Raw genomic sequence first — 20,586 nt, 5'->3', positions numbered from 1 at the left:
CTTATCAAAAGCAGACAAAGCGCAAAAAATTTAGAACCAGAGCGGCAATAGAACCTATCATCGGACATTTAAAAACCGATTTTAGGCTGGCAAAAAATTACTTCATGGGAGAAACGGGACCACAAATCAATGCATTACTAGCTGCAACCGCTTGGAACATGAAGAAAATGATGGAACTACTGAAACAGAAAATTATTTTCTTATTTTATAAGATACAAATTATGCTGTTTTCTAATCCTGTTTTTAAATATAAATTAAATAGTGGGTTTTGTTAAGGAACGACTATATAACAACATAATTTCTAGTAAACTCTAAGTCCAGCTCTTGGTCCGGAAGTACTGGTAACTGCCATCATTCTCGCTTTTTGACCCGATGAGAACATATACATCGCTGCATCATCCACATAATCCATATAATTCATGAATTGGATCGATCTGTTCACGCCTCCACAAAGGTCATACTGAGGATAAGTTGGTTTTCCGAAGTTTTTGTCTTGTTGAGTTGGAGTATCATCTACAAAATCAGTTGCACAGTTTCCATCACCCCAAATGTGACGCAAATTCAGGTAATGTCCCACTTCGTGAGTTGCAGTTCTTCCTAAGTTATAAGGCGCTGAAGAAGTGTTTCCGAAATATTTCCCTGCGATTACCACGCCGTCATTCCAAAGCCCAGCCGATTCCGGGAATGTTGCATAGCCCAAAACACCACCCATTTCGCCAACAACCCATATATTGAAATAGTTAGCAGGCTTAAAGGCATCCTGACCTTTTGATGAAGTCTTCTTCATCGCATCATTTGTTTTCCACGAACGCACGGTTGTAGATTTACGGATTACACGATCCAACCGGAATTTAATTTTGGTATCACCAGCCGCAACAGAAGCAAATTCGGAAGGAATTTTATTCACGTCGGAATTTGTTCCTCCAAAATCATTATTCAGCGTTGCTATTTGTGAAGCAATTTGTGCATCAGAAATGTTTTCCGCGGAAGTTCTGTACAATACATTCACCACTACCGGGATTTCAACAGTTCCATCTGCCAAAACTTTTCCAAGCGCTAAATCATTAGCAAATTGCTTAGTTAAACTTTCGTTTTCCGTAAACTTGGCCATTAATTCAGGGTTTTTCGCTAAAGCTTCTTCCCTAATTTCTTCAGAAGGACAAACCCTTTGAGCACTTGCCCCACTGGAGTTTGCTGTTAAATCATTTCCTTCTTGATTAAGCAGGTTTTCATCACCCGCATTACACGCAACTAGCATTGACAAAGCAAATGCTCCCATTAACAATTTCTTCATAGTTTAAATATTAATTTTGAAGAAGCGAATTTATAGAGTTGGAAATTACTACACAATAGGTATTTCACAAATATTACAAATATATTATTGAAAAATATTTAATTAAATGAATTTCATTGTATTAATTTTTTAATAAATTGATTATTTATGTTGATTATAATCAAAATTTGATCAAAAACACCATTAAACAAACCTCAAAACATTTGAAAATTGAATAAAAATCATTTATAAAATTTCAAATTACCATGTAAATTCAATAAAAAAAGCGACCGAAATTCGATCGCTTTACTGTTATCAATATTTAAAAATTATTCCGTTGGTCGAAAAACCAATCCGGTTTCCTCGAAATAATCAAGGGTAATTCGATCGCCATCTTTGACGTTTCCGGCAAGAATTTCTTTGGACAATTTATTCAAAACTTCTTGCTGCAAAACTCTTTTCAGCGGTCTAGCTCCGAAACTCGGATCATAACCTTTTTTGGTTAGATAATCGATCGCATCTTCGGTAGCGGTCATAAATATTCCTCTTTTTTCGAGCATTTTATTGAAAGCACGAAGTTGGAAATGCACAATTTTTCCGATTTCCTTTTTGGTCAAAGGCTGGAAAAGCACAATTTCATCAATCCTGTTCAGGAATTCCGGTCTTAAAGTTTGTTTCAACAGCGTGAAAACTTCATCTTTGGTCTTCTCGACAACTTCCTTTACATTATCATCGGTAATATTTTCAAAATTTTCCTGAATCAAATGCGATCCCAAATTGGAAGTCATAATGATAATTGAATTCTTGAAATTCACCACTCTACCTTTGTTATCCGTCAATCTTCCATCATCCAAAACCTGCAGCAAAGTATTGAAAACATCCGGATGCGCTTTCTCGATCTCATCCAAAAGAACCACAGAATAAGGTCTTCTGCGAACCGCTTCCGTCAATTGACCACCTTCGTCGTAGCCCACATATCCTGGAGGCGCGCCCACCAAACGAGAGACGGAATGCCTTTCCTGATATTCACTCATATCGATTCTGGTCATGTTATTTTCATCATCAAAAAGAAACTCCGCCAAAGCTTTTGCTAGCTCGGTTTTTCCGACTCCGGTAGTTCCTAAAAAAAGGAAGGAACCGATTGGTTTTTTCTCATCATTAAGCCCGGCTCTGTTTCTACGAATCGCGTCGGCAACGGCGGAAATCGCTTCTTCCTGACCAACAACTCTTTTATGAAGTTCATCTTCTAAATGAAGAAGTTTTTCTCTTTCGGATTGCAGAAGTTTCGTTACCGGAATTCCGGTCCATTTTGAAATGACTTCCGCGATATCTTCAGCAGTAACCTCTTCTTTAATCAACTCATTTTCACTATTCTGCATTTCAAGCTCCAGCTTTTGAAGTTCTTCTTCTTTTTCCCGAAGTTTTCCGTACTGAATTTCAGCAACTTTTGCATAATCACCCACTCTGGAAGCTCTTTCAGCTTCTAATTTTAAAGCTTCAATTTCTTTTTTAATACGGGTAAGATCTTCAGATTTCTGTTTCTCTTTCAACCATTTTGCATTGATTTCGTTTCGTTGCTCCTGGATTCTGGCAATATCTTCTTTTAGATGGTTGATTTTCACTTCGTTTCCTTCTCTAGAAATCGCAGCGAGCTCAATTTCCAACTGCATCAATTTTCGGTCGAGAACATCAAGTTCTTCAGGCTTGGAATTGATTTCCATTCGCAGTTTCGCGGAAGCCTCGTCGATCAAATCAATCGCTTTATCCGGAAGATAACGATCGGTAATATAACGTTGAGATTGTTCTACAGCAGCAATGATCGCCTCATCTTTGATTCGAACTTTATGATGCGCTTCATATTTATCTTTGATTCCACGCAAAATCGAAATTGCAGATTCCGTGTCCGGCTCTTCTACCATTACTTTTTGGAAACGTCTTTCGAGCGCTTTATCTTTTTCAAAATATTTTTGATATTCATTTAAAGTCGTCGCTCCAATTGCTCTCAACTCCCCTCTTGCCAGCGCAGGTTTAAGGATATTTGCAGCATCCATAGCGCCTTCACCACCACCGGCTCCGACCAAAGTGTGAATTTCATCAATAAACAAAATAATTTGCCCATCAGATTTAATCACTTCATTCACTACAGATTTTAATCTTTCTTCAAACTCACCTTTGTATTTAGCTCCTGCGATCAAAGCCCCCATATCTAATGAATACAAAGTTTTATCCATCAAATTTTCCGGAACGTCGCCCGAAATAATTCGATGTGCAATTCCTTCAGCAATTGCAGTTTTACCAACTCCTGGTTCACCAATCAGGATCGGATTATTCTTGGTTCTTCGCGACAAAATTTGCAAAACTCGTCGAATTTCTTCATCACGGCCAATTACCGGATCTAGTTTTCCTTCCGCGGCGAGTTCATTGAAGTTTTTCGCATATTTGTTCAAACTTTGATATGTTTCTTCTGAACTTGCGGAAGTTGCTTTTGAACCTTTTCGAATTTCGCTAATCGCCATTTCCAGACCTTTTTTGGTAACACCCATGTCTTTCAGCATTTTCGAAACATCCGAATTCACATCAAAGAGCGAAAGCCAAAGATGCTCAATCGTCACAAATTCGTCGCCCATTTTCTTGGCAATGTTCGGTGCTTCTAGCAGAACGCGGTTTGCGGATTGGGAGAGATAGATATCCCCGCCCTGCACTTTAGGCAGTTTTTCAATGTTTTCGCGGTTTCGCTCTCTCACTAAATTAAGTTCAGCTTCTGATTTTTTCAACAAAAATTCAGAAATATTTTCATCTACCTGAAATATTCCTTCAAGCAAATGTTGAGGCTCGATACTCTGATTGCCAAATTCCATAGCGATTTGTTGCGCTTTTTGGATGGCTTCTTGAGATTTTACGGTGTATTGGTTTAAATTCATATTAATAATTTTTAATTTTTTTAGTTTATAAAATATTAAGAACCCACTGAAATTGATGAATTCTTAATATTGTTATCATTCATTTTGTTAATCGCTACATTGATCGCAAAAACTATTCTCAAAGCAAATTTCCTCATCTTCAAAGACAAATTTACCGAAAAAAAATATTTGAAAACAAATATATTAGGACAAAATTTCCGAAAGATTTTCGAAATGATTTCGTTAACGGACAAAAAGTTCGATATTTTTTTCTAAAAAAAACTCACTGAAAACTCGCGATTTTGAAAACCTCTTTTTTACCATTAAAAAATAAGTATATTTGTTAAAATCAGATTTTTTTAAGTTTTAGACTAAAATATGCATCATTTTCATCCATTAAAAACCATCAAAGTAGCGAAGGAAACGAACGATTCAGTGAATATCGCTTTCGAAATCCCTCAAAATTTACGACACAAATTTTCGTTCAAACAAGGACAATATTTGAACGTGAGATTTGTTTTTGGGGAAGAAGATTTGCGCCGCTCCTATTCGATTGTAAACGCTCCAACGGAAGGAAACACTTCCTTGGAAATTCTTGTAAAACATTTAGAAAACGGTAAAGTTTCGACTTTTTTAAACGAAAATTTAAAATCTGGCGACATAGTAGAAGTTTCCGCACCGATGGGACATTTTTACACTCATTACCATCCTTCCAACGAAAAAACTTACGTAGGAATTGCGGCAGGAAGCGGGATTTCGCCGGTGCTATCAAACTTAAAAGAAGCGCTTTACCAAGAACCAAAAAGCAAAGCATACTTGTTTTTCAGCAATAAAAGTCTCAACGATATTATTTTCAAAAAAGAAATTGATGAACTGGTGCATAAATTCGAAGGAAGATTGCAGGTTATTTATCTACTTTCTCGCGAAAAACACTTTGAAGACGAATTGTTTGAAGGGAGAATTTCTGCCAAAAAACTAAATCTTTTATTAGAAAAATTCACGGATATTCCGACTCAGGAAGCTACTTATTTTATTTGTGGACCTGCAGATATGATCAAGGAAGTTGCGGAATTTTTAAAAAAAGATAAAAAAGTTCCTTCACTGCAAATCATGTACGAATATTACGCCGCACCAGATGAAGATGAAAATGCAGAAATGAGTGATGAATTCAAGGGCATTCCAAATATCGAAAGCATGGTAACTTTGATTATTGATGATGATGAATATTCTTTCCACCTTAATTCAAAGAAAAAAAGCATTTTAGACCAAGCTCTCAATGATAAATTGCCGGTTCCTTTCGCTTGCAAAGGTGGAGTTTGCTGTACCTGCAAAGCCCAGGTGATGGAAGGCGAAGTTTTCATGGAGAAAAATTTCGCGTTGACCGAAGATGAAGTTGCGAGAGGTTTTGTACTAACTTGCCAATGTCACCCAACAACAAATGTGGTGATGCTGAATTACGACGTTTAACTCCATCCGAAACGGATTAAAAAAAACTATCAATTATGGCACAATGGAAATTTGCAAAAGCGATTAACGAAAATGAAGCTTTTAAGATTGACGGAACCAACATCTGGAATCATTACTGGCATTGCGTTAATAAAAAGGTAGAAGTAAAAGGACCTGACGGGGGAAATGTGTATTTTTTCAAAGAATACCAAATTGAAAACAACGACAAAATCATCAATTTTGTTGCTGGTGAATTCATCGATTCCAAAGTCGGAATTTACCTTAAAGATGATTTAAGCGATACCAAACTCTGATTTTTTAAATTTAATTAAAAAACAACGCATCCGCGGTGAAATATGGAACATTTAGAAAAATTTTTAGCGTACGTACAGGCAGAAAATAAAGTAGAACCTAAAGACGTAATGCCCGATGATTACCGAAAACTTTTAGTTCGGCAAATTTCTCAACACGCACATTCCGAGATTGTTGGAATGCTCCCTGAAGCCAACTGGATCACCAGAGCGCCATCACTTCGAAGAAAAATGGCACTTTTGGCAAAAATTCAAGATGAAGCCGGACACGGACTTTATTTATATGCCGCAACGGAGACTTTAAACAACGGAGAAATCGCCGCCGATCGCGATTCCACTTACAATGATATGCTTTCGGGAAAGGCAAAATATTCCAGCATTTTCAATTACCCGGCGCTTTCTTGGGCAGATATTGGAGCAATTGGCTGGCTGGTTGATGGCGCTGCGATTATGAATCAAGTAATGTTGATGGGAAATTCTTACGGCCCATATTCCCGAGCAATGGTAAGAATTTGCAAAGAAGAATCTTTCCACCAAAGACAAGGTTATGAAATTTTAATGACGCTTTGTCGCGGAACGAAAGAGCAGAAAGATTTGGCACAAGAAGCGCTAAATCGTTTTTGGTGGCCTGCACTAATGATGTTCGGACCAAATGACGACGCTTCGCCGAATTCACAAAAATCAATGAATTACCGTGTTAAACGCGAAAGCAACGATTCTTTAAGACAAAGATTCATTGATGTAACCGTTCCGCAAGCGGAGTTTTTGGGGTTGAAAATTCCCGATGAGCAATTAAAATGGAATGAAGAAACCGGACATTACGATTTCGGGGAATTGCCTTGGGACGAATTCATGGAAGTTCTGAAAGGAAACGGACCTTGCAACAAGAAACGTTTGGAAACAAAAAGAAAAGCACAACGCAAACATTCTTGGGTAAAAGAAGCTGCGATGGCGTACGCTTCTAAAATGAAAACTGAATCAATAAATAATTAATTCTCGAATTAACCCATTTCCAAATTCCTAAATTAAAAATATGATTTGGCAAGGACGCTTCGATGGTGAGGATCCACTATATCACAGGATTTTTCAAAGAGTATCTTTGGAGAACAATTACAACAAAATTTCGGAAAACGATTTTATTCTCCACGGTTTTGCCGTTGACGAAGGCGTAAAAAGAAACAAAGGAAGAGTCGGCGCTAAAGAAGGATGCGATATTATTAGGAAAAATACCGCAAATTTTCCGGTGGTAAATCCTGCATTTGTTTTAAAAGATTTTGGGAATATTACCTGCGAAGATCGAAATTTAGAAAAATCCCAAAAAGAACTCGCAAATAAAATAGCCGTTGTTTTAAAAAGAAAAGGAAAATCCCTTGTTTTCGGTGGCGGGCACGAAGTAACTTTCGCTCACTATTCTGGAATCAAACAAGCCTTTCCCGATAAAAGAGTAGGAATTATCAACATTGACGCCCATTTCGACAACCGAGAAGTTGACCCGAACATTGGTGCAAGTTCCGGAACCGGATTTTGGCAAATCGCACAGCAGGGAGAAATCCATTCACTTCATATAGGAATTCAGAAAAACTCCAACACTTTAAAGCTATTTGACATTGCCCATCAATTTGGAATGAAATATATCCTGGCAGACGAACTTTTCTTCGAAAACTTGCCCAACATCTATCAAAAAATCGATGAATTTTTAGCTGGAGTTGATGTTTTATACCTTACGATCTGTATGGACGTTTTCAATGCATCAATTGCACCAGGAGTTTCCGCAACTGCGTACAACGGAATTATGGCAGATTCCACTTTCATGCATTATTTCAAACACATTCTGAAAAATGAAAAACTCATTGCGATGGATATCGCAGAAGTTAATCCATCATTAGACATCGCCGAAAGAACTGCAAGATTGGCCGCGAGTTTAGCCAACGAATGGTTGATGAGTTGAAATTTACTTTGATGATATTCACGATTATACAAGACATTTCTTTCTTATTTCTATGATATCAAAATGATCAACTCATCGATTTACAAAGACTTTAATTTAAATAAAATGAGCTAAATTAGCTTAGAAAATTCATCTAAATCAAACGAGACCAAACGACAATTATTTATTAATTATGGTAAAAAAAAATCTTAGATGATAAAGAATTTTATATATTTGCACCAATTAACAATTAATTAAAAAATAAATTACTATGTCAGACATTGCATCAAGAGTAAAAGCTATTATCGCTGATAAACTCGACGTTGAGGAAACAGAAGTAACTCCAGAAGCAAGCTTCACAAACGATTTAGGAGCAGATTCTTTGGATACTGTAGAATTAATCATGGAATTTGAAAAGGAATTCAACATCCAAATCCCTGATGATCAAGCAGAAAAAATTACAACTGTAGGACACGCTATTACTTACATCGAAGAAGTAGTGAACAAATAATATTCTATTAACAAGAATCTAAAATTTATGGAATTAAAAAGAGTAGTAGTTACTGGTTTCGGAGCCATTACACCCATCGGAAATAATGCCAAAGAATACTGGGAAAACCTTGTAAAAGGCGTGAGCGGTGCTGCTCCTATTACTCTTTTTGATGCCACAAACTTCAAAACCAAATTCGCCTGCGAAGTCAAGAATTTCAATCCATTAGATCATTTCGATAAAAAAGAATCTAAGAAAATGGATCGAAATACCCAATTGGGAATCGTGGCTGCTCGTGAAGCTGTAGAGCATTCCGGAATTCTTTCGGATAATCTAGATAAAAACAGAGTCGGAGTAATTTGGGGTTCAGGAATTGGAGGTTTAGAAACCTTCGAAACCGAAGTTTTGGGTTGGGCAAATACCGAAATTCCCCGTTTCAACCCTTTCTTTATTCCTAAAATGATTGCGGACATAACCGGAGGACAAATTTCTATTGAATACGGCTTCCACGGTCCGAACTACACCACTGTTTCCGCATGTGCTTCATCTGCAAACGCACTTATCGATGCTAAAATGCTTATTCAATTAGGAAAGGCTGATGTAATCGTTTGTGGAGGTTCCGAGGCTGCAGTTACCGCAAGTGGCGTAGGGGGTTTCAATGCCATGATGGCACTTTCTACTAGAAATGATGATCCTAAAACAGCATCAAGACCCTTTGATAAAGACCGTGATGGTTTCGTATTGGGGGAAGGAGCTGGATCAATCATCTTGGAAGAATACGAACACGCAAAAAAACGAGGCGCTACAATCTATGCCGAATTGAAAGGCGGCGGAATGAGTGCTGATGCATATCACATGACAGCTCCACACCCTGAAGGTTTGGGCGCATACTTGGTGATGAAAAATTGTTTAGAAGATGCTGGTGTAACGGCCGACGAAGTAGATCATATCAACATGCATGGTACTTCTACTCCATTGGGTGACATCGCGGAATCTAATGCAATTTCCAAATTGCTGGGCGATCATGCATATGACATTCAGATTAACTCTACCAAATCAATGACAGGTCACCTTTTAGGTGCTGCAGGAGTGATCGAAGCAATCGCTGTCATTAACTCTATCATCCACAACACAGTTCCTCCTACCATTAATCATTTTAGTGATGATGAAAAGATAGACAGCCGTCTTAATTTCACCTTCCAAAAGGCAGTGGAAAAAGAGGTAAATGTTGCAATGAGTAACACTTTTGGCTTTGGTGGGCACAATGCGTGTGTACTTTTCTCCAAAATCTAATTGAAAATTTCTATGGAGTTAAAGAAATATTTTCCAAGATTCCTAGTTCACAGAAAAAAAATCCTTTCCGAAAAAGATTATTACCTAAGCACGGAGATCAGTAAAATTACCGGTTGCAGTGTGCAAAATATCAATCTTTATCGCGAGGCATTTTCTTTGAAAACCTCTTCAAAAAAACCAACTCAAAATTACGAAAGGCTGGAGTTTTTAGGAGACGCAGTTTTGGGTGCGATAATTTCCTGTCATTTGTTTTCTACCTATCCGCAAGCGAATGAAGGATATCTGACGCAAATGAAATCGAAAATCGTGAACCGAAAAAACCTCAACAAATTAGGAGAACATCTTGGTTTAACGAAATTTTTGCAGAACGATACTTCTTCTACATTGAGCGAAAATATCTCGGGCAATTTATTTGAAGCCCTAATTGGTGCTCTTTATCTTGATGTGGATTATGAAACCTGTAAAAAAGTTGTTTTAGAAAGGCTTTTAACCCCATCAGAAATCAACAAACTCGAAAATAAAATTGTGAGTTACAAAGGTTTACTGCTGGAATGGAGCCAAAAAAAGAAAGTGAGCATCAAATATGAAACCTGTGAGGAGTTTCAGGCCAATAAAAACCTGGTTTTCCGATGTCATGTTTGGCTAGATGACGAGAAAATATCAAACGCCACAGAAACATCCAAGAAAAAAGCAGAAGAAAAAGCTGCACAAAGAGCATTCTATATTTTAAACAAAAAACAAAGCATCATTGAAAACCCAAAAGATACTGCTTGATATTGAAGACGAAGATGAAAACATCTCGTTGGGCTTAGCAAGGCTGGCAATGGATATTCCGCCGCACGAGCTATTCTTTCACATCAATACCATCAATTCTTTTAATTTCACGCGCATCGATGATCTTGTTTACCACGGCGAATATTTCGAGTATCATTTCCCAAGATTTCAAGCTTTTCATAATGATTCCAAGGTTTGTATTCACTTTATAGGTAATAAATGTTGCCATTCTAAACAGAAGAAAATTGCCACAGAACTCTTTTCCGGCGAGTTTGAAAATAAATATTTGCTAGAACATTTTCAAGATGTTGATTATATCATCAAAACATCGGAGCCATTTAATGATTTTTCCTTAATTTTGCTCCCGGAAAATCTTATGTTCCAAATACAAGATTTTACCCTGAGTTCCGAAGAGGAACTTTATCACATATTTCAATATTATGAATAAATATTTAAAAAAGACAAAAATCATTGCCACCTTAGGCCCTGCTTCATCCGATAAAGAAACGATGCTGCAACTGATCCAGGCAGGTGTAGATGTTTTCAGAATAAATTTCTCCCACGCAGATTACGATTTAGTAAGGAAAAATGTAAACACCATCCGCGAACTGAACCAAGAATATGGCTACTCAGTGGGTATTTTGGGAGATTTACAAGGTCCTAAACTACGTGTTGGCGTTGTAAAAGAAGGTTCTTACCTCAATCCTGGTGATATTCTCACCTTTACCAACGAAAAAATCGAAGGAGATTCTACCAAAGTTTACATGACGTACCAAAAGTTTCCTCAAGATGTGAAAGTTGGTGAAAGAATCCTAATCGACGATGGTAAACTGGTTTTAGAAGTTATTGAAACCAACGAAATCGATACCGTACGAGCAAAAACAATACAGGGTGGGCCACTGAGTTCTAAAAAAGGGGTCAACCTGCCGAACACCAATGTTTCGCTTCCCGCACTTACTGAAAAAGATGTGGAAGACGCAAACTTCATGCTTGATCTGGAGCTGGACTGGATCGCTTTATCCTTCGTGCGCCATGCGCAGGATATCATCGATTTGAAAGAATTGATGAAAAATCACCCAACCAACAAGCACAAAACCCCGATCATTGCCAAGATTGAAAAACCAGAAGGAGTAAAAAACATCGAGCAAATCTTGGTAGAATGTGATGGATTAATGGTTGCCCGAGGAGATTTGGGTGTGGAGGTTCCTATGGAAGATGTTCCCGCCATCCAGAAAAACTTGGTAGAAATCGCCAGAAAATATTCTAAACCGGTAATTATTGCAACCCAGATGATGGAAACCATGATCACCAGTTTAACCCCAACCAGAGCAGAGGTCAATGACGTGGCAAACTCGGTACTTGATGGGGCTGATGCGGTGATGCTTTCCGGAGAAACTTCCGTAGGAAAATATCCGGTAGATGTAGTAAGCAACATGTCGAAAATTGTAAAAAACATCGAGCAAACTCATTTCTACCAAAGCAAGAACTCTCCGATCGAGCACGAATTCAATTGTGTTGACGAGCGTTTTATTACCAATCGGGTATGTTTGGCAGCAGTGAGAATTGCAAAAACAACCAACGTAGAAGCGATCATCACGCTTACCTATTCTGGTTATACCGCGTTTCAAATTTCGGCACACCGTCCGAATTCCAACATCATCGTATTCTCTTCCAACAGAAGAGTGCTTACGATGTTGAATTTGCTTTGGGGCGTACGTGCATTTTATTACGACATGCAGAAATCTACCGACGAAACCATTATTCAGGTGAATATGCTGGCGCACACCAACGGTTTTGTAGAACAGGGCGATTTCGTGATCAACCTGAACGCAACACCAGCTTACGAAGGTGGTAAAACCAATACCCTGAGATTAACGACGATTTAGAAATCGTTACGATATTTATAGCAATCCGTTCAATTCGTTGAACGGATTTTTTTGTTTAAAGAAATTTATTATATTTATCGTAATCAAAAAACACAAAGTTATGCCTATTACCAATTTGAACAATGCGCACCTGACAGAAGCTCAGGTAACCGCCGCACAAGATGCCCTAACCCAACTAGAAAATGCACTCGCGGTGCTTACGGTAACCCTTACCGCTGAAGAACGCAGCACCTATGGCAGTGTGAATGAGCAGAACAAACTGCTGGTGAACAAAGTATGGGACTACCGCCGCAACTCGCCCAACCTTTCGGTACCCGATCTGGATTGGGACGAATTTGAAAAAGATTACAACAGCCGACAGGTGATGGAAAATCTTCAGTACCGCCTGGATGCACTTTCGGAAAGAATTAAAAACGCAAAAATTCTGCACGATTACGACAATTACCAAAGCGCGCTGGATGATTATGCCTACACCACCTACAAAGCCGGTTCGCAGGCACCCGGTTACGAGACCAAGATGAATGAAATGAAACAGTTTTTCAACCGCTCGGGTAAAGGTAAAGAAAAGCCCGCTCCAGAAACCGATAGCCCAACCGCTTAGAACAATCCCCGGCATCAGCTGGGGATTTTTGTTCCCGAAAATATCGATTAATGCACATGTATGCGGTCTCACCGTGCATAGATGCGGTTCAAAGGTGCAAATTTGGGGTTCTTTGGCTAAAATTTGGGGTTCCGAACCTCACTTTTGGGGTGCGAGACCTTATTTTTGGGGTGCAGAGCCTCATTTTTGGGGTAGGCCACCCTATCGATGGGGTTTAAGAGCGGTGGTTCGGGTTGGCTTGAGAAAATTTTGAGGTGGGATACAGTTTTAAATTAGTAACATTTTCTTAGCTTCTCCAATTAATTTCTAATTGTTCGATTTTTATTTTATCCTTCACACCATGATTATGTTGTTCAAAATTGCCAGTATCAAAATTGCAAATCAAAGCTTCAACTACTGTCCGTCTGTTTTCTATATTTCCGCCGTTATGATAAAAGTGATCTTTAGTAACTACATTAAACCTTCCCCAAAATTTGTCAATCATTTCATTTTTACGCCAATCATTATGATGCCATGTTGAAAGAATGAATTTAGCTTTTGTTTCACTTAATAAATTAAATAATAGTTCCTCGTCATCCTCAGTCCAGCCATTAAAATAATCAACATGCCTACCATAGTAAGGTGGATCGCAATAGATAATGTCGTTTTCATTGGCTAATGGAATAATCTCTGCGAACGACTTATTTTGAAACATCCAATTAGGCTCGGTTTGAATAATTTGAGAAGTAATAGCTACTTGGTTAGTTATTTTAGTAACGTAAGCTTGCGCAAAACGGTCTGGTTTTTTACAAAACGGAATATTCCAGTGGCCTTTTTTATTAAATCTCATCATACCATTAAATCCCGCTCTGGATAAAAAGATAAAATCGTAAGGCGAAAATTCCTTATTAAAGCGTGAACGAATTTTTAGATAGTGTTCGTAACCATTATTCTCTGCCTTGCTTAAGATAGCACCCTCTTTTTCAAGATAGTCCTTCATCAAAGCTGCAGTAATTTCTTTCTTTTGTATACCCTTATAAAAATTTATGATATGCGGGTTTGTATCATTTAGCAAAGCCTTTTTATAACCTGAATTAAATGCAACCACTCCTGTTCCCAAGAATGGCTCAATCCATCTACCGGGAACTCTAGGTGCTAGATCCCTAATCCACGGGACAAGCTTTGTTTTTATGCCTTGGCTTTTAATAGGCGGAACTATAACTTTCATTTTGTGTTTTTTCTTGTAGTTGGACGAGTAACAATTTTATCCCAAAAGTCACTTCTTCCTTTAAACTCTAAAAAATCTTTAAGCGTAGTAATTTTTTTGGGCTCTCCATTTTTTAGCATTGTAGCAGACTCATAATTTATCCAATATTCATCAAACCATTCTTCTCCCAATTGACTAAAAATACCATTTTCTTTTCTAAGATCTTCAATGCTTAGAGTTGCTCCAATGTTCGCTGTATTTCCAGAGCCTTGTTTATCACTTGCAATCTTCCATTTTTCGGCAACAAAAAAGTCAAAATCTTTAATTACGGATGTAATTGATTTTAAATTTTTAACGGTCGTTACTTCCCTTTCTCCCACCATTTGATTCTCGGTTTCGTATTCCTCTTGAAGATCTTGGACTTGATATATTTCTGTATCCGAAGCATCATCCGACATATCTGTTCTAGTGTAGATTATACCCAAGCAAAAATGTGCGAGATATTCATTGTAAGGGTATTGTATATTTTTCTTTTTGTCTCTTTCTTTAAAGTAACTTCCATGGCTGCCCAAAGTAAAACTAGACACACCACTTTTCTTCCGGTAAGTGGTCTTTAAATCGACAGCAAATTTCACTTCCTGATATTTCTTATGTATAAAAGTTAGATCAGGGTAATAATTTTGATGCTCCGTAAGAATAATATTATAATTATTCTCTTCGGCGAATTGTAAGATTTGTGGGAATATGTGTATTTCAAGGATTTTAGAAACTATTTTTGTATCTGAAGATATGGTATAGATATTCTTATAGACATCTATAAAACCTTTTACCGACCAATCTCCATTTTCCGTGGAAACATATTTTTCCAGTTCTTCCGAAAAAATATTTAAAGCGTCCTTAAAATCTTTTTTAAACCTATTTTTAGTTTTTTTATCCATATTGCAAAGTTACTATTATTCCTTCATTTTTCAGACACATGTAGAAACAAGATTGGTTTAAGCTTCTACTTTATCAAAATATTAATATGCTTTTAATAAGTTGTTTTTGGAAACCGAACCCCTAGCCCTGATCGCAGCGGCTACCCCACAGCGAAGCCGCGGACGGCGAGGTACGAGCCGGGAGCGGCAGAGCGAGGAGTAATAGCGGAGAGCAGGTTCCCGGCTACAAAAAAAAATCCGCCCAGAAAATTCTGAACGGATTTGTATATCTCGAAACTTTCGAAACCTTATAGGTTTCAGAAACCTATAAGGTTTTGGCAGCCAGTCTTACATCATGCCCGGCATACCGCCGCCCATTGGCATGGCTGGTTCGTCTTTCTTCACCTCGGTGATGACACACTCGGTAGTTAGAAGCATCCCTGCAACTGAAGCTGCGTTTTCTAAAGCTACACGCACCACTTTGGTTGGGTCGATGATTCCTGCTTCGTACATGTTTACATACTCGTCGTTCTTCGCGTTGAAACCGAAATCTCCGCTTCCTTCCGCTACTTTAGCTACGATTACGGAACCTTCTCCACCTGCGTTGGCTACGATTTGTCTCAACGGCTCTTCGATGGCTCTCTTCACGATTTTGATACCGGTAGTTTCGTCCAGGTTGCTTCCTTCTACATTAATTGCAGAAATTGCTCTTACCAAAGCAACACCACCTCCAGGTACAATACCTTCTTCTACGGCAGCTCTGGTTGCATGAAGTGCATCATCTACACGGTCTTTTTTCTCTTTCATTTCTACTTCGGAAGCAGCACCAACGTAAAGAACTGCCACACCTCCTGCTAATTTTGCAAGACGTTCCTGAAGTTTTTCTCTGTCATAATCGGAAGTCGTGGTTTCCATTTGCGCTTTAATTTGGTTTACTCTTCCTTTAATCTGAGCTTCGTCACCACCACCATTTACAATTGTAGTATTGTCTTTGTCAATTGTTACTTTTTCAGCAGTTCCAAGCATTTCCAAAGTGGCGTTTTCCATTGTAAAACCTCTTTCCTCAGAAATTACTTGTCCACCTGTTAAGATTGCAATATCCTCCAACATTGCTTTTCTTCTGTCGCCGAATCCCGGTGCTTTTACCGCAGCGATTTTCAAAGAACCTCTTAATTTATTAACAACTAAAGTTGCTAAAGCTTCACCTTCTACTTCTTCAGAAATAATTAAAAGCGATTTTCCTGCCTGAGCAACCGGCTCCAAAACCGGCAGCAATTCTTTCATGGAAGAGATTTTTTTCTCTACCAAAAGGATATAAGGATTCTCTAATTCAGCAACCATTTTCTCAGGGTTGGTTACGAAGTATGGAGACTGGTAACCTCTGTCGAACTGCATTCCTTCAACCACGTCTACGGTTGTATCGGTTCCTTTTGCTTCTTCCACAGTAATTACACCTTCTTTACCTACTTTTCCGAACGCTTCAGCGATCAATGCACCGATGGTATCATCGTTATTAGCTGAAATAGAAGCTACTTGCTTGATTTTTTCGGAAGAATCACCTACTGCCTGAGACTGAGATTTTAGGTTTTCAACAACAGCGGTTACCGCTTTATCAATTCCTCTTTTCAGATCCATTGGGTTAGCACCTGCAGCTACGTTTTTCAGCCCTTCACGAACGATTGCTTGAGCCAAAACAGTTGCGGTTGTAGTTCCGTCTCCGGCAATATCGTTGGTTTTAGAAGCAACTTCTTTCACCATTTGAGCACCCATGTTTTCAACTTTGTCTTCCATCTCAATTTCTTTTGCCACGGAAACCCCGTCTTTGGTTACGTGTGGTGCACCGAAAGATTTTTCAATGACTACGTTACGTCCTTTTGGACCCAATGTTACTTTTACTGCGTTTGCAAGAGCATCAACACCTCTTTTTAGTGCGTCTCTTGATTCGATATCGAATTTTATTTCTTTTGCCATTGTTATTTTAGATTTTAGACGTCAGATTTTAGACGTCAGATTTTGTTTAATGATTTACTATAAAAAATGCATCAAATTTCATGTGTGAAACCTGATGTCTGCAATCTGAAATCTTATCCCAGAATTCCCAATAAATCTCCTTCTTTTACAATTAAATAATCTTTACCGTTCAGTTTTAATTCAGAACCTGAATATTTTCCGTAAAGAACTTTGTCGCCTACCTGAACGGTTGTTGGCTCGTCTTTTTTTCCAGGTCCAACTGCAACTACAGTTCCTTCTTGTGGTTTTTCTTTTGCTGTGTCCGGAATGATGATTCCTGACGCGGTTTTCGTTTCTGCAGCCGTTGGTTCTATCAATACTCGGTCTGCTAAAGGTTTAAAATTTACTGACATATTTTTTAGGGTTTAAATTATTAATGTACACCCGACTTTTCTCCAAAACAATGCCAACAAAAACAAACTGCAAAACTGTCATTTTAAAAATGAAGGATGTGCAATTTTGGCAGAAAAAAAGCCATTCAGCGATTTGAATGACTTTCTTTTTGGTTTTTTTAATTTTTCTTTCCGGCGGCCTGCATCGGATTTACTTTTCCTTGTGCAGCTCCTCTTGCCACTTCTCCGTTTTTCTGTTTAAAGACTTCAAATTTTGAAGCCGGTTCCGGAATTTCTCCCCAGAAATTATTAGAAGTATCGATGTCCGCGGTTTCTCTCATCGGGTCCAACTGAATGGATTTCAGTTTTTTATCGAAATAATAAGTTTTCGAAACTTTCTGCTCATTTTTTCTCCAGATTTGCGCGGAAGATTTATCATTCAATTTGCTGCCATCTTCAAAATTAAACTCAAGAATAATCGGCATTACCAAACCGCCTTTGTTGCTGAAATCGATTTGATATGCATAAATATCCTTTAATTTTGCTTTTTCATTATTCGGAATTTTCTCCAAATTATCAACTTTCAAAGTATATTTTTTGTTCTGATCAACTTTCTCCAATCCTCGGTTGTATCTCCAATAGAAATCTTGGGTTTCCTTGTCTTTATCGGTGTAGAAACTGATATTTTTATCATTTCTGTTTCGGATTTTCGAAATATCTTCAAAATCATTTTGAAGCGGCTCATCTACGGTATAAGTAATCTCGCGGGATTTAGGTTCGACCTCCAAATTCGGAGACGCCACTGTTACTTTATCAATAGAAATATCCACAGGATCAATTCCGTAGAACCAACCTCTCCAGAACCAATCGAGGTTTTCGGCACTCGCATCATTCATTGTTCTGAAAAAATCTGCAGGTTCCGGATGTTTGAAAGCCCATCTTTTGGAATAGGTTTTAAACGCCTCATCAAAAAGTTCTCTTCCCATAATAGTTTCGCGCAGAATATTAAGTCCCGTTGCCGGTTTTGCATAAGCGTTCGGACCAAAATGAATGATATTCTCGGAATTCGTCATGATGGGTTCCAACTGCTCTTTCGGAAGCTTCATATAATCAACAATCGTGTGAGCGGGACCTCTTCTTGAGGGGAATTTATTATCCCATTTTTCTTCGGTTAAATATTCCACAAAAGTATTCAACCCTTCATCCATCCAGCTCCATTGTCTTTCATCAGAATTGATGATCATTGGGAAGAAATTATGTCCAACTTCATGGATGATTACACCGATCATTCCGTTTTTAATTCCTTCGGAATAGGTTCCGTCTTTTTCGGTTCTTCCGTAATTAAAACAAATCATCGGATATTCCATTCCGTTTGCCGCTTCGATGGACTGCGCCACTGGATATGGATAAGGAACGGTGAATTCTGAATAAGTTTTGATGGTATGCGCAACCGCTTTGGTTGAGAATTTTCTATAAAGGTTGTATGCTTCTTTCGGATACAAACTCATCGCCATCACCTGATTGTTGTTTTCAGGAATTACTACTTTCATTGCGTCCCAAACATATTTTCTAGAGGAAGTCCAAGCAAAATCTCTTACATTTTCCGCTTCGAAAACCCAAGTTTTTCTTTGTTTTGATTTATTCTTTTCTGCTTTTTTGGCTTCGTCTAAAGTAACAATCTCTACCGGTTCCGCAGAACTTTGAGACCGTTTCCATCTTGCCAATTGAGCCGAAGTAAGCACTTGTTCAAAATTTTTCCCAACTCCCGTTGATGCCACGATATGATCCGCAGGAACGTTCATCGTCACTTTATAATCTCCGAAAGCTAAAGCAAATTCGCCTCTTCCGGTGAATTGGTTGTTTTGCCAACCTTTGAAATCACTATAAACGCACATTCTCGGGAACCATTGCGTAATCGTGTAAAGATCGTTTCCGTCTTCCGGGAAGTTTTCGTAACCACCTCTACCGCCCAATTCCATCCGGTTTGGAATATTATAATTCCAATCGATTTTGAAGACAAACTTTTCACCTTTCTTCAAAACTTTTGGCAAATCAATCCGCATCATGGTTTTATTCACGATATATTTCAACGGATTGCCGGAAGCATCGGTTACTTTTTCTAAATTCACCCCATAACCATTGTCCTTCGCAGGCAAATCCGAAGTTCTTAAGCGATCTGTGGTGGTTTGTTTTGGCAATTTTGATTCGAAATCATAACCCGCATTTTTCACGGTTGATTGTTGGTTTTCATCCAACTGTAGCCAAAGATATTCTAAATCGTCGGGTGAATTATTATAGTAAGTTACGGTTTCGGAGCCTTTCAAATTTCGTTTATCTTCATCCAAATAAGCATTGATTTGATAATCTGCTCGGTTTTGCCAATACCCTTGTCCGGGTGCTCCGGAAGCGGTTCTATACACATTGGGCGATGGCAAAATGGTTCCTAGTTGCTCAAATTTGTTGCCGTGATTGCTTTTCGGATTGTTCTGAATATCTTGGGCATAAATTCCTAAAGGAATAAAAAAAGAGAGAATAATGGTGGATTTAAACTTCATGGAATGTCGTGGTTTTTAATAAATAGTCTTCAAAACTATGAAATCGTTACAAAAAACGCCTAATAAATAATGATTTTAACATTTTAAAAAGGAATTCTTTCTAAAGCCATTTTCAAAGCCAAAGCAAAAACAGCGGAGGAAACAAACATTACCCATTCTTTTTTGTTGACTCTAAACAAAGTAAGCATCACGAAATGAAGGATCATAATCACAACAACTACAGCAATTTGCCCCACTTCCAACCCGATATTGAATCCCAAAAGTGGAACGAAAATACTTTGCTCTTTCGACATCATCATTCGCGCGGTATTCGCAAATCCCATCCCGTGAATCAATCCGAAAAACAGAGCGAAAAAATAATTCATCTGCATCAAATTCTGTGGTTTGTTCCGCATCAAAATATTATCTAAAGCCGTGATCACAATGGTTAAAGGGATTAAAAACTCCACCCATTTCGCCGGTGCGCGCAAAATATCGAATGCACTAAGCACCAAAGTAATCGAATGTCCTATGGTAAATGCAGTAACCACCCAAAGGATTTTTTTCCAATCTTTGAAAACAAAAATAGCCATCAAAACCAACACAAAAAGCTGATGATCAAGTGCGTCCAAAGAAACAATATGTTCCCAACCCAATTTTAAATAAAGCATAAAATCCTGCATCTGTCGTATAATTTTTAGAGGCA

At 38.2% G+C, this 20,586-nt stretch carries 18 protein-coding genes and 1 pseudogene; 11 read left to right on the top strand and 8 right to left on the bottom strand.

Annotated elements, in window-relative coordinates:
- Positions 1-275: pseudogene (locus AP75_RS14290) on the top strand (hypothetical protein); the annotation flags it as partial.
- Between the two features lie 26 nt (positions 276-301).
- On the opposite strand, the gene AP75_RS09585 reads toward AP75_RS14290, so the two are convergent.
- Entirely contained in the window at positions 302-1,294 is a 993-nt protein-coding gene (locus AP75_RS09585; protein WP_088264467.1) for a zinc metalloprotease, read from the bottom strand.
- A 308-nt stretch (positions 1,295-1,602) separates the two neighbouring features.
- On the bottom strand, positions 1,603-4,194 hold the full coding sequence (gene clpB, locus AP75_RS09580; RefSeq protein ID WP_031503000.1) for an ATP-dependent chaperone ClpB: 2,592 nt from the start codon (positions 4,192-4,194) through the stop codon (positions 1,603-1,605).
- Positions 4,195-4,551: 357 nt separating this feature from the next.
- Here clpB and AP75_RS09575 point away from each other — a divergent pair, with 357 nt between their 5' ends.
- The 10 genes from AP75_RS09575 to AP75_RS09530 all read left to right on the top strand — a co-directional run bounded on the left by AP75_RS09575 (position 4,552) and on the right by AP75_RS09530 (position 12,901).
- Positions 4,552-5,640, top strand: coding sequence for an FAD-binding oxidoreductase (locus AP75_RS09575; RefSeq protein ID WP_031502998.1), 1,089 nt, complete (start codon positions 4,552-4,554; stop codon positions 5,638-5,640).
- A 35-nt stretch (positions 5,641-5,675) separates the two neighbouring features.
- The gene (locus tag AP75_RS09570) at positions 5,676-5,933 is read left to right on the top strand and encodes a hypothetical protein (protein ID WP_031502996.1); all 258 of its coding nucleotides are present in this window, start codon (positions 5,676-5,678) and stop codon (positions 5,931-5,933) included.
- Positions 5,934-5,975: 42 nt separating this feature from the next.
- The gene (gene paaA / locus AP75_RS09565) at positions 5,976-6,923 is read left to right on the top strand and encodes a 1,2-phenylacetyl-CoA epoxidase subunit PaaA (RefSeq protein WP_031502994.1); all 948 of its coding nucleotides are present in this window, start codon (positions 5,976-5,978) and stop codon (positions 6,921-6,923) included.
- Positions 6,924-6,963: 40 nt separating this feature from the next.
- On the top strand, positions 6,964-7,878 hold the full coding sequence (hutG, locus tag AP75_RS09560; RefSeq protein ID WP_088264465.1) for a formimidoylglutamase: 915 nt from the start codon (positions 6,964-6,966) through the stop codon (positions 7,876-7,878).
- Between the two features lie 250 nt (positions 7,879-8,128).
- On the top strand, positions 8,129-8,368 hold the full coding sequence (locus tag AP75_RS09555; RefSeq protein WP_015807007.1) for an acyl carrier protein: 240 nt from the start codon (positions 8,129-8,131) through the stop codon (positions 8,366-8,368).
- A 27-nt stretch (positions 8,369-8,395) separates the two neighbouring features.
- The gene (gene fabF, locus AP75_RS09550) at positions 8,396-9,640 is read left to right on the top strand and encodes a beta-ketoacyl-ACP synthase II (protein ID WP_031502992.1); all 1,245 of its coding nucleotides are present in this window, start codon (positions 8,396-8,398) and stop codon (positions 9,638-9,640) included.
- Positions 9,641-9,652: 12 nt separating this feature from the next.
- Positions 9,653-10,414, top strand: a complete 762-nt coding sequence (rnc, locus tag AP75_RS09545; protein ID WP_088264471.1) for a ribonuclease III — start codon at positions 9,653-9,655, stop codon at positions 10,412-10,414.
- On the top strand, positions 10,389-10,862 hold the full coding sequence (locus tag AP75_RS09540) for an IPExxxVDY family protein (RefSeq protein WP_031501532.1): 474 nt from the start codon (positions 10,389-10,391) through the stop codon (positions 10,860-10,862). The genes rnc and AP75_RS09540 overlap by 26 nt, the downstream gene beginning before the upstream one ends.
- Positions 10,855-12,300: a pyruvate kinase gene (pyk, locus tag AP75_RS09535; protein WP_031501531.1), complete on the top strand. Its 1,446-nt coding sequence runs from the start codon at positions 10,855-10,857 to the stop codon at positions 12,298-12,300. The genes AP75_RS09540 and pyk overlap by 8 nt, the downstream gene beginning before the upstream one ends.
- 100 nt (positions 12,301-12,400) lie before the next feature.
- A complete protein-coding gene (locus AP75_RS09530; protein WP_031501530.1) occupies positions 12,401-12,901 on the top strand; it encodes a hypothetical protein in 501 nt (166 codons plus the stop codon).
- 286 nt (positions 12,902-13,187) lie between these two features.
- On the opposite strand, the gene AP75_RS09525 is transcribed toward AP75_RS09530, so the two are convergent.
- The 6 genes from AP75_RS09525 to AP75_RS09500 form a co-directional block, all read right to left on the bottom strand.
- Positions 13,188-14,108, bottom strand: a complete 921-nt coding sequence (locus AP75_RS09525; RefSeq protein WP_088264463.1) for a DNA adenine methylase — start codon at positions 14,106-14,108, stop codon at positions 13,188-13,190.
- On the bottom strand, positions 14,105-15,025 hold the full coding sequence (locus AP75_RS09520; protein WP_088264461.1) for a type II restriction endonuclease: 921 nt from the start codon (positions 15,023-15,025) through the stop codon (positions 14,105-14,107). The genes AP75_RS09525 and AP75_RS09520 overlap by 4 nt, the downstream gene beginning before the upstream one ends.
- Before the next feature lie 327 nt (positions 15,026-15,352).
- Positions 15,353-16,975 carry a chaperonin GroEL gene (gene groL, locus AP75_RS09515; RefSeq protein ID WP_088264459.1) on the bottom strand — a complete coding sequence of 541 codons (1,623 nt, stop codon included), beginning with the start codon at positions 16,973-16,975 and terminating at the stop codon, positions 15,353-15,355.
- A gap of 113 nt (positions 16,976-17,088) precedes the next feature.
- Positions 17,089-17,367 (bottom strand): co-chaperone GroES, encoded by a 279-nt coding sequence (locus AP75_RS09510; RefSeq protein WP_031501528.1) that lies wholly within the window; start codon positions 17,365-17,367, stop codon positions 17,089-17,091.
- A gap of 158 nt (positions 17,368-17,525) precedes the next feature.
- A complete protein-coding gene (locus tag AP75_RS09505) occupies positions 17,526-19,901 on the bottom strand; it encodes a M1 family metallopeptidase (protein WP_088264458.1) in 2,376 nt (791 codons plus the stop codon).
- 83 nt (positions 19,902-19,984) lie between these two features.
- Positions 19,985-20,563, bottom strand: coding sequence for a HupE/UreJ family protein (locus AP75_RS09500; RefSeq protein ID WP_031501527.1), 579 nt, complete (start codon positions 20,561-20,563; stop codon positions 19,985-19,987).
- Positions 20,564-20,586: the final 23 nt, after the last annotated feature.

This window comes from Kaistella haifensis DSM 19056 (assembly GCF_000735695.2).
GTDB lineage: Bacteria > Bacteroidota > Bacteroidia > Flavobacteriales > Weeksellaceae > Kaistella > Kaistella haifensis.
This window is presented reverse-complemented; position numbering and strand designations above follow the sequence as displayed.

Excerpts from the sequence above, each read along its gene's own strand:
- AP75_RS09585 (WP_088264467.1), bottom strand. The coding sequence starts at position 1,294 with ATGAAGAAATTGTTAATGGGAGCATTTGCTTTGTCAATGCTAGTTGCG.
- clpB (WP_031503000.1), bottom strand. The coding sequence starts at position 4,194 with ATGAATTTAAACCAATACACCGTAAAATCTCAAGAAGCCATCCAAAAA.
- AP75_RS09575 (WP_031502998.1), top strand. The coding sequence starts at position 4,552 with ATGCATCATTTTCATCCATTAAAAACCATCAAAGTAGCGAAGGAAACG.
- AP75_RS09570 (WP_031502996.1), top strand. The coding sequence starts at position 5,676 with ATGGCACAATGGAAATTTGCAAAAGCGATTAACGAAAATGAAGCTTTT.
- paaA (WP_031502994.1), top strand. The coding sequence starts at position 5,976 with ATGGAACATTTAGAAAAATTTTTAGCGTACGTACAGGCAGAAAATAAA.
- hutG (WP_088264465.1), top strand. The coding sequence starts at position 6,964 with ATGATTTGGCAAGGACGCTTCGATGGTGAGGATCCACTATATCACAGG.
- AP75_RS09555 (WP_015807007.1), top strand. The coding sequence starts at position 8,129 with ATGTCAGACATTGCATCAAGAGTAAAAGCTATTATCGCTGATAAACTC.
- fabF (WP_031502992.1), top strand. The coding sequence starts at position 8,396 with ATGGAATTAAAAAGAGTAGTAGTTACTGGTTTCGGAGCCATTACACCC.
- rnc (WP_088264471.1), top strand. The coding sequence starts at position 9,653 with ATGGAGTTAAAGAAATATTTTCCAAGATTCCTAGTTCACAGAAAAAAA.
- pyk (WP_031501531.1), top strand. The coding sequence starts at position 10,855 with ATGAATAAATATTTAAAAAAGACAAAAATCATTGCCACCTTAGGCCCT.
- AP75_RS09530 (WP_031501530.1), top strand. The coding sequence starts at position 12,401 with ATGCCTATTACCAATTTGAACAATGCGCACCTGACAGAAGCTCAGGTA.
- AP75_RS09525 (WP_088264463.1), bottom strand. The coding sequence starts at position 14,108 with ATGAAAGTTATAGTTCCGCCTATTAAAAGCCAAGGCATAAAAACAAAG.
- AP75_RS09520 (WP_088264461.1), bottom strand. The coding sequence starts at position 15,025 with ATGGATAAAAAAACTAAAAATAGGTTTAAAAAAGATTTTAAGGACGCT.
- groL (WP_088264459.1), bottom strand. The coding sequence starts at position 16,975 with ATGGCAAAAGAAATAAAATTCGATATCGAATCAAGAGACGCACTAAAA.
- AP75_RS09510 (WP_031501528.1), bottom strand. The coding sequence starts at position 17,367 with ATGTCAGTAAATTTTAAACCTTTAGCAGACCGAGTATTGATAGAACCA.
- AP75_RS09505 (WP_088264458.1), bottom strand. The coding sequence starts at position 19,901 with ATGAAGTTTAAATCCACCATTATTCTCTCTTTTTTTATTCCTTTAGGA.
- AP75_RS09500 (WP_031501527.1), bottom strand. The coding sequence starts at position 20,563 with ATGCAGGATTTTATGCTTTATTTAAAATTGGGTTGGGAACATATTGTT.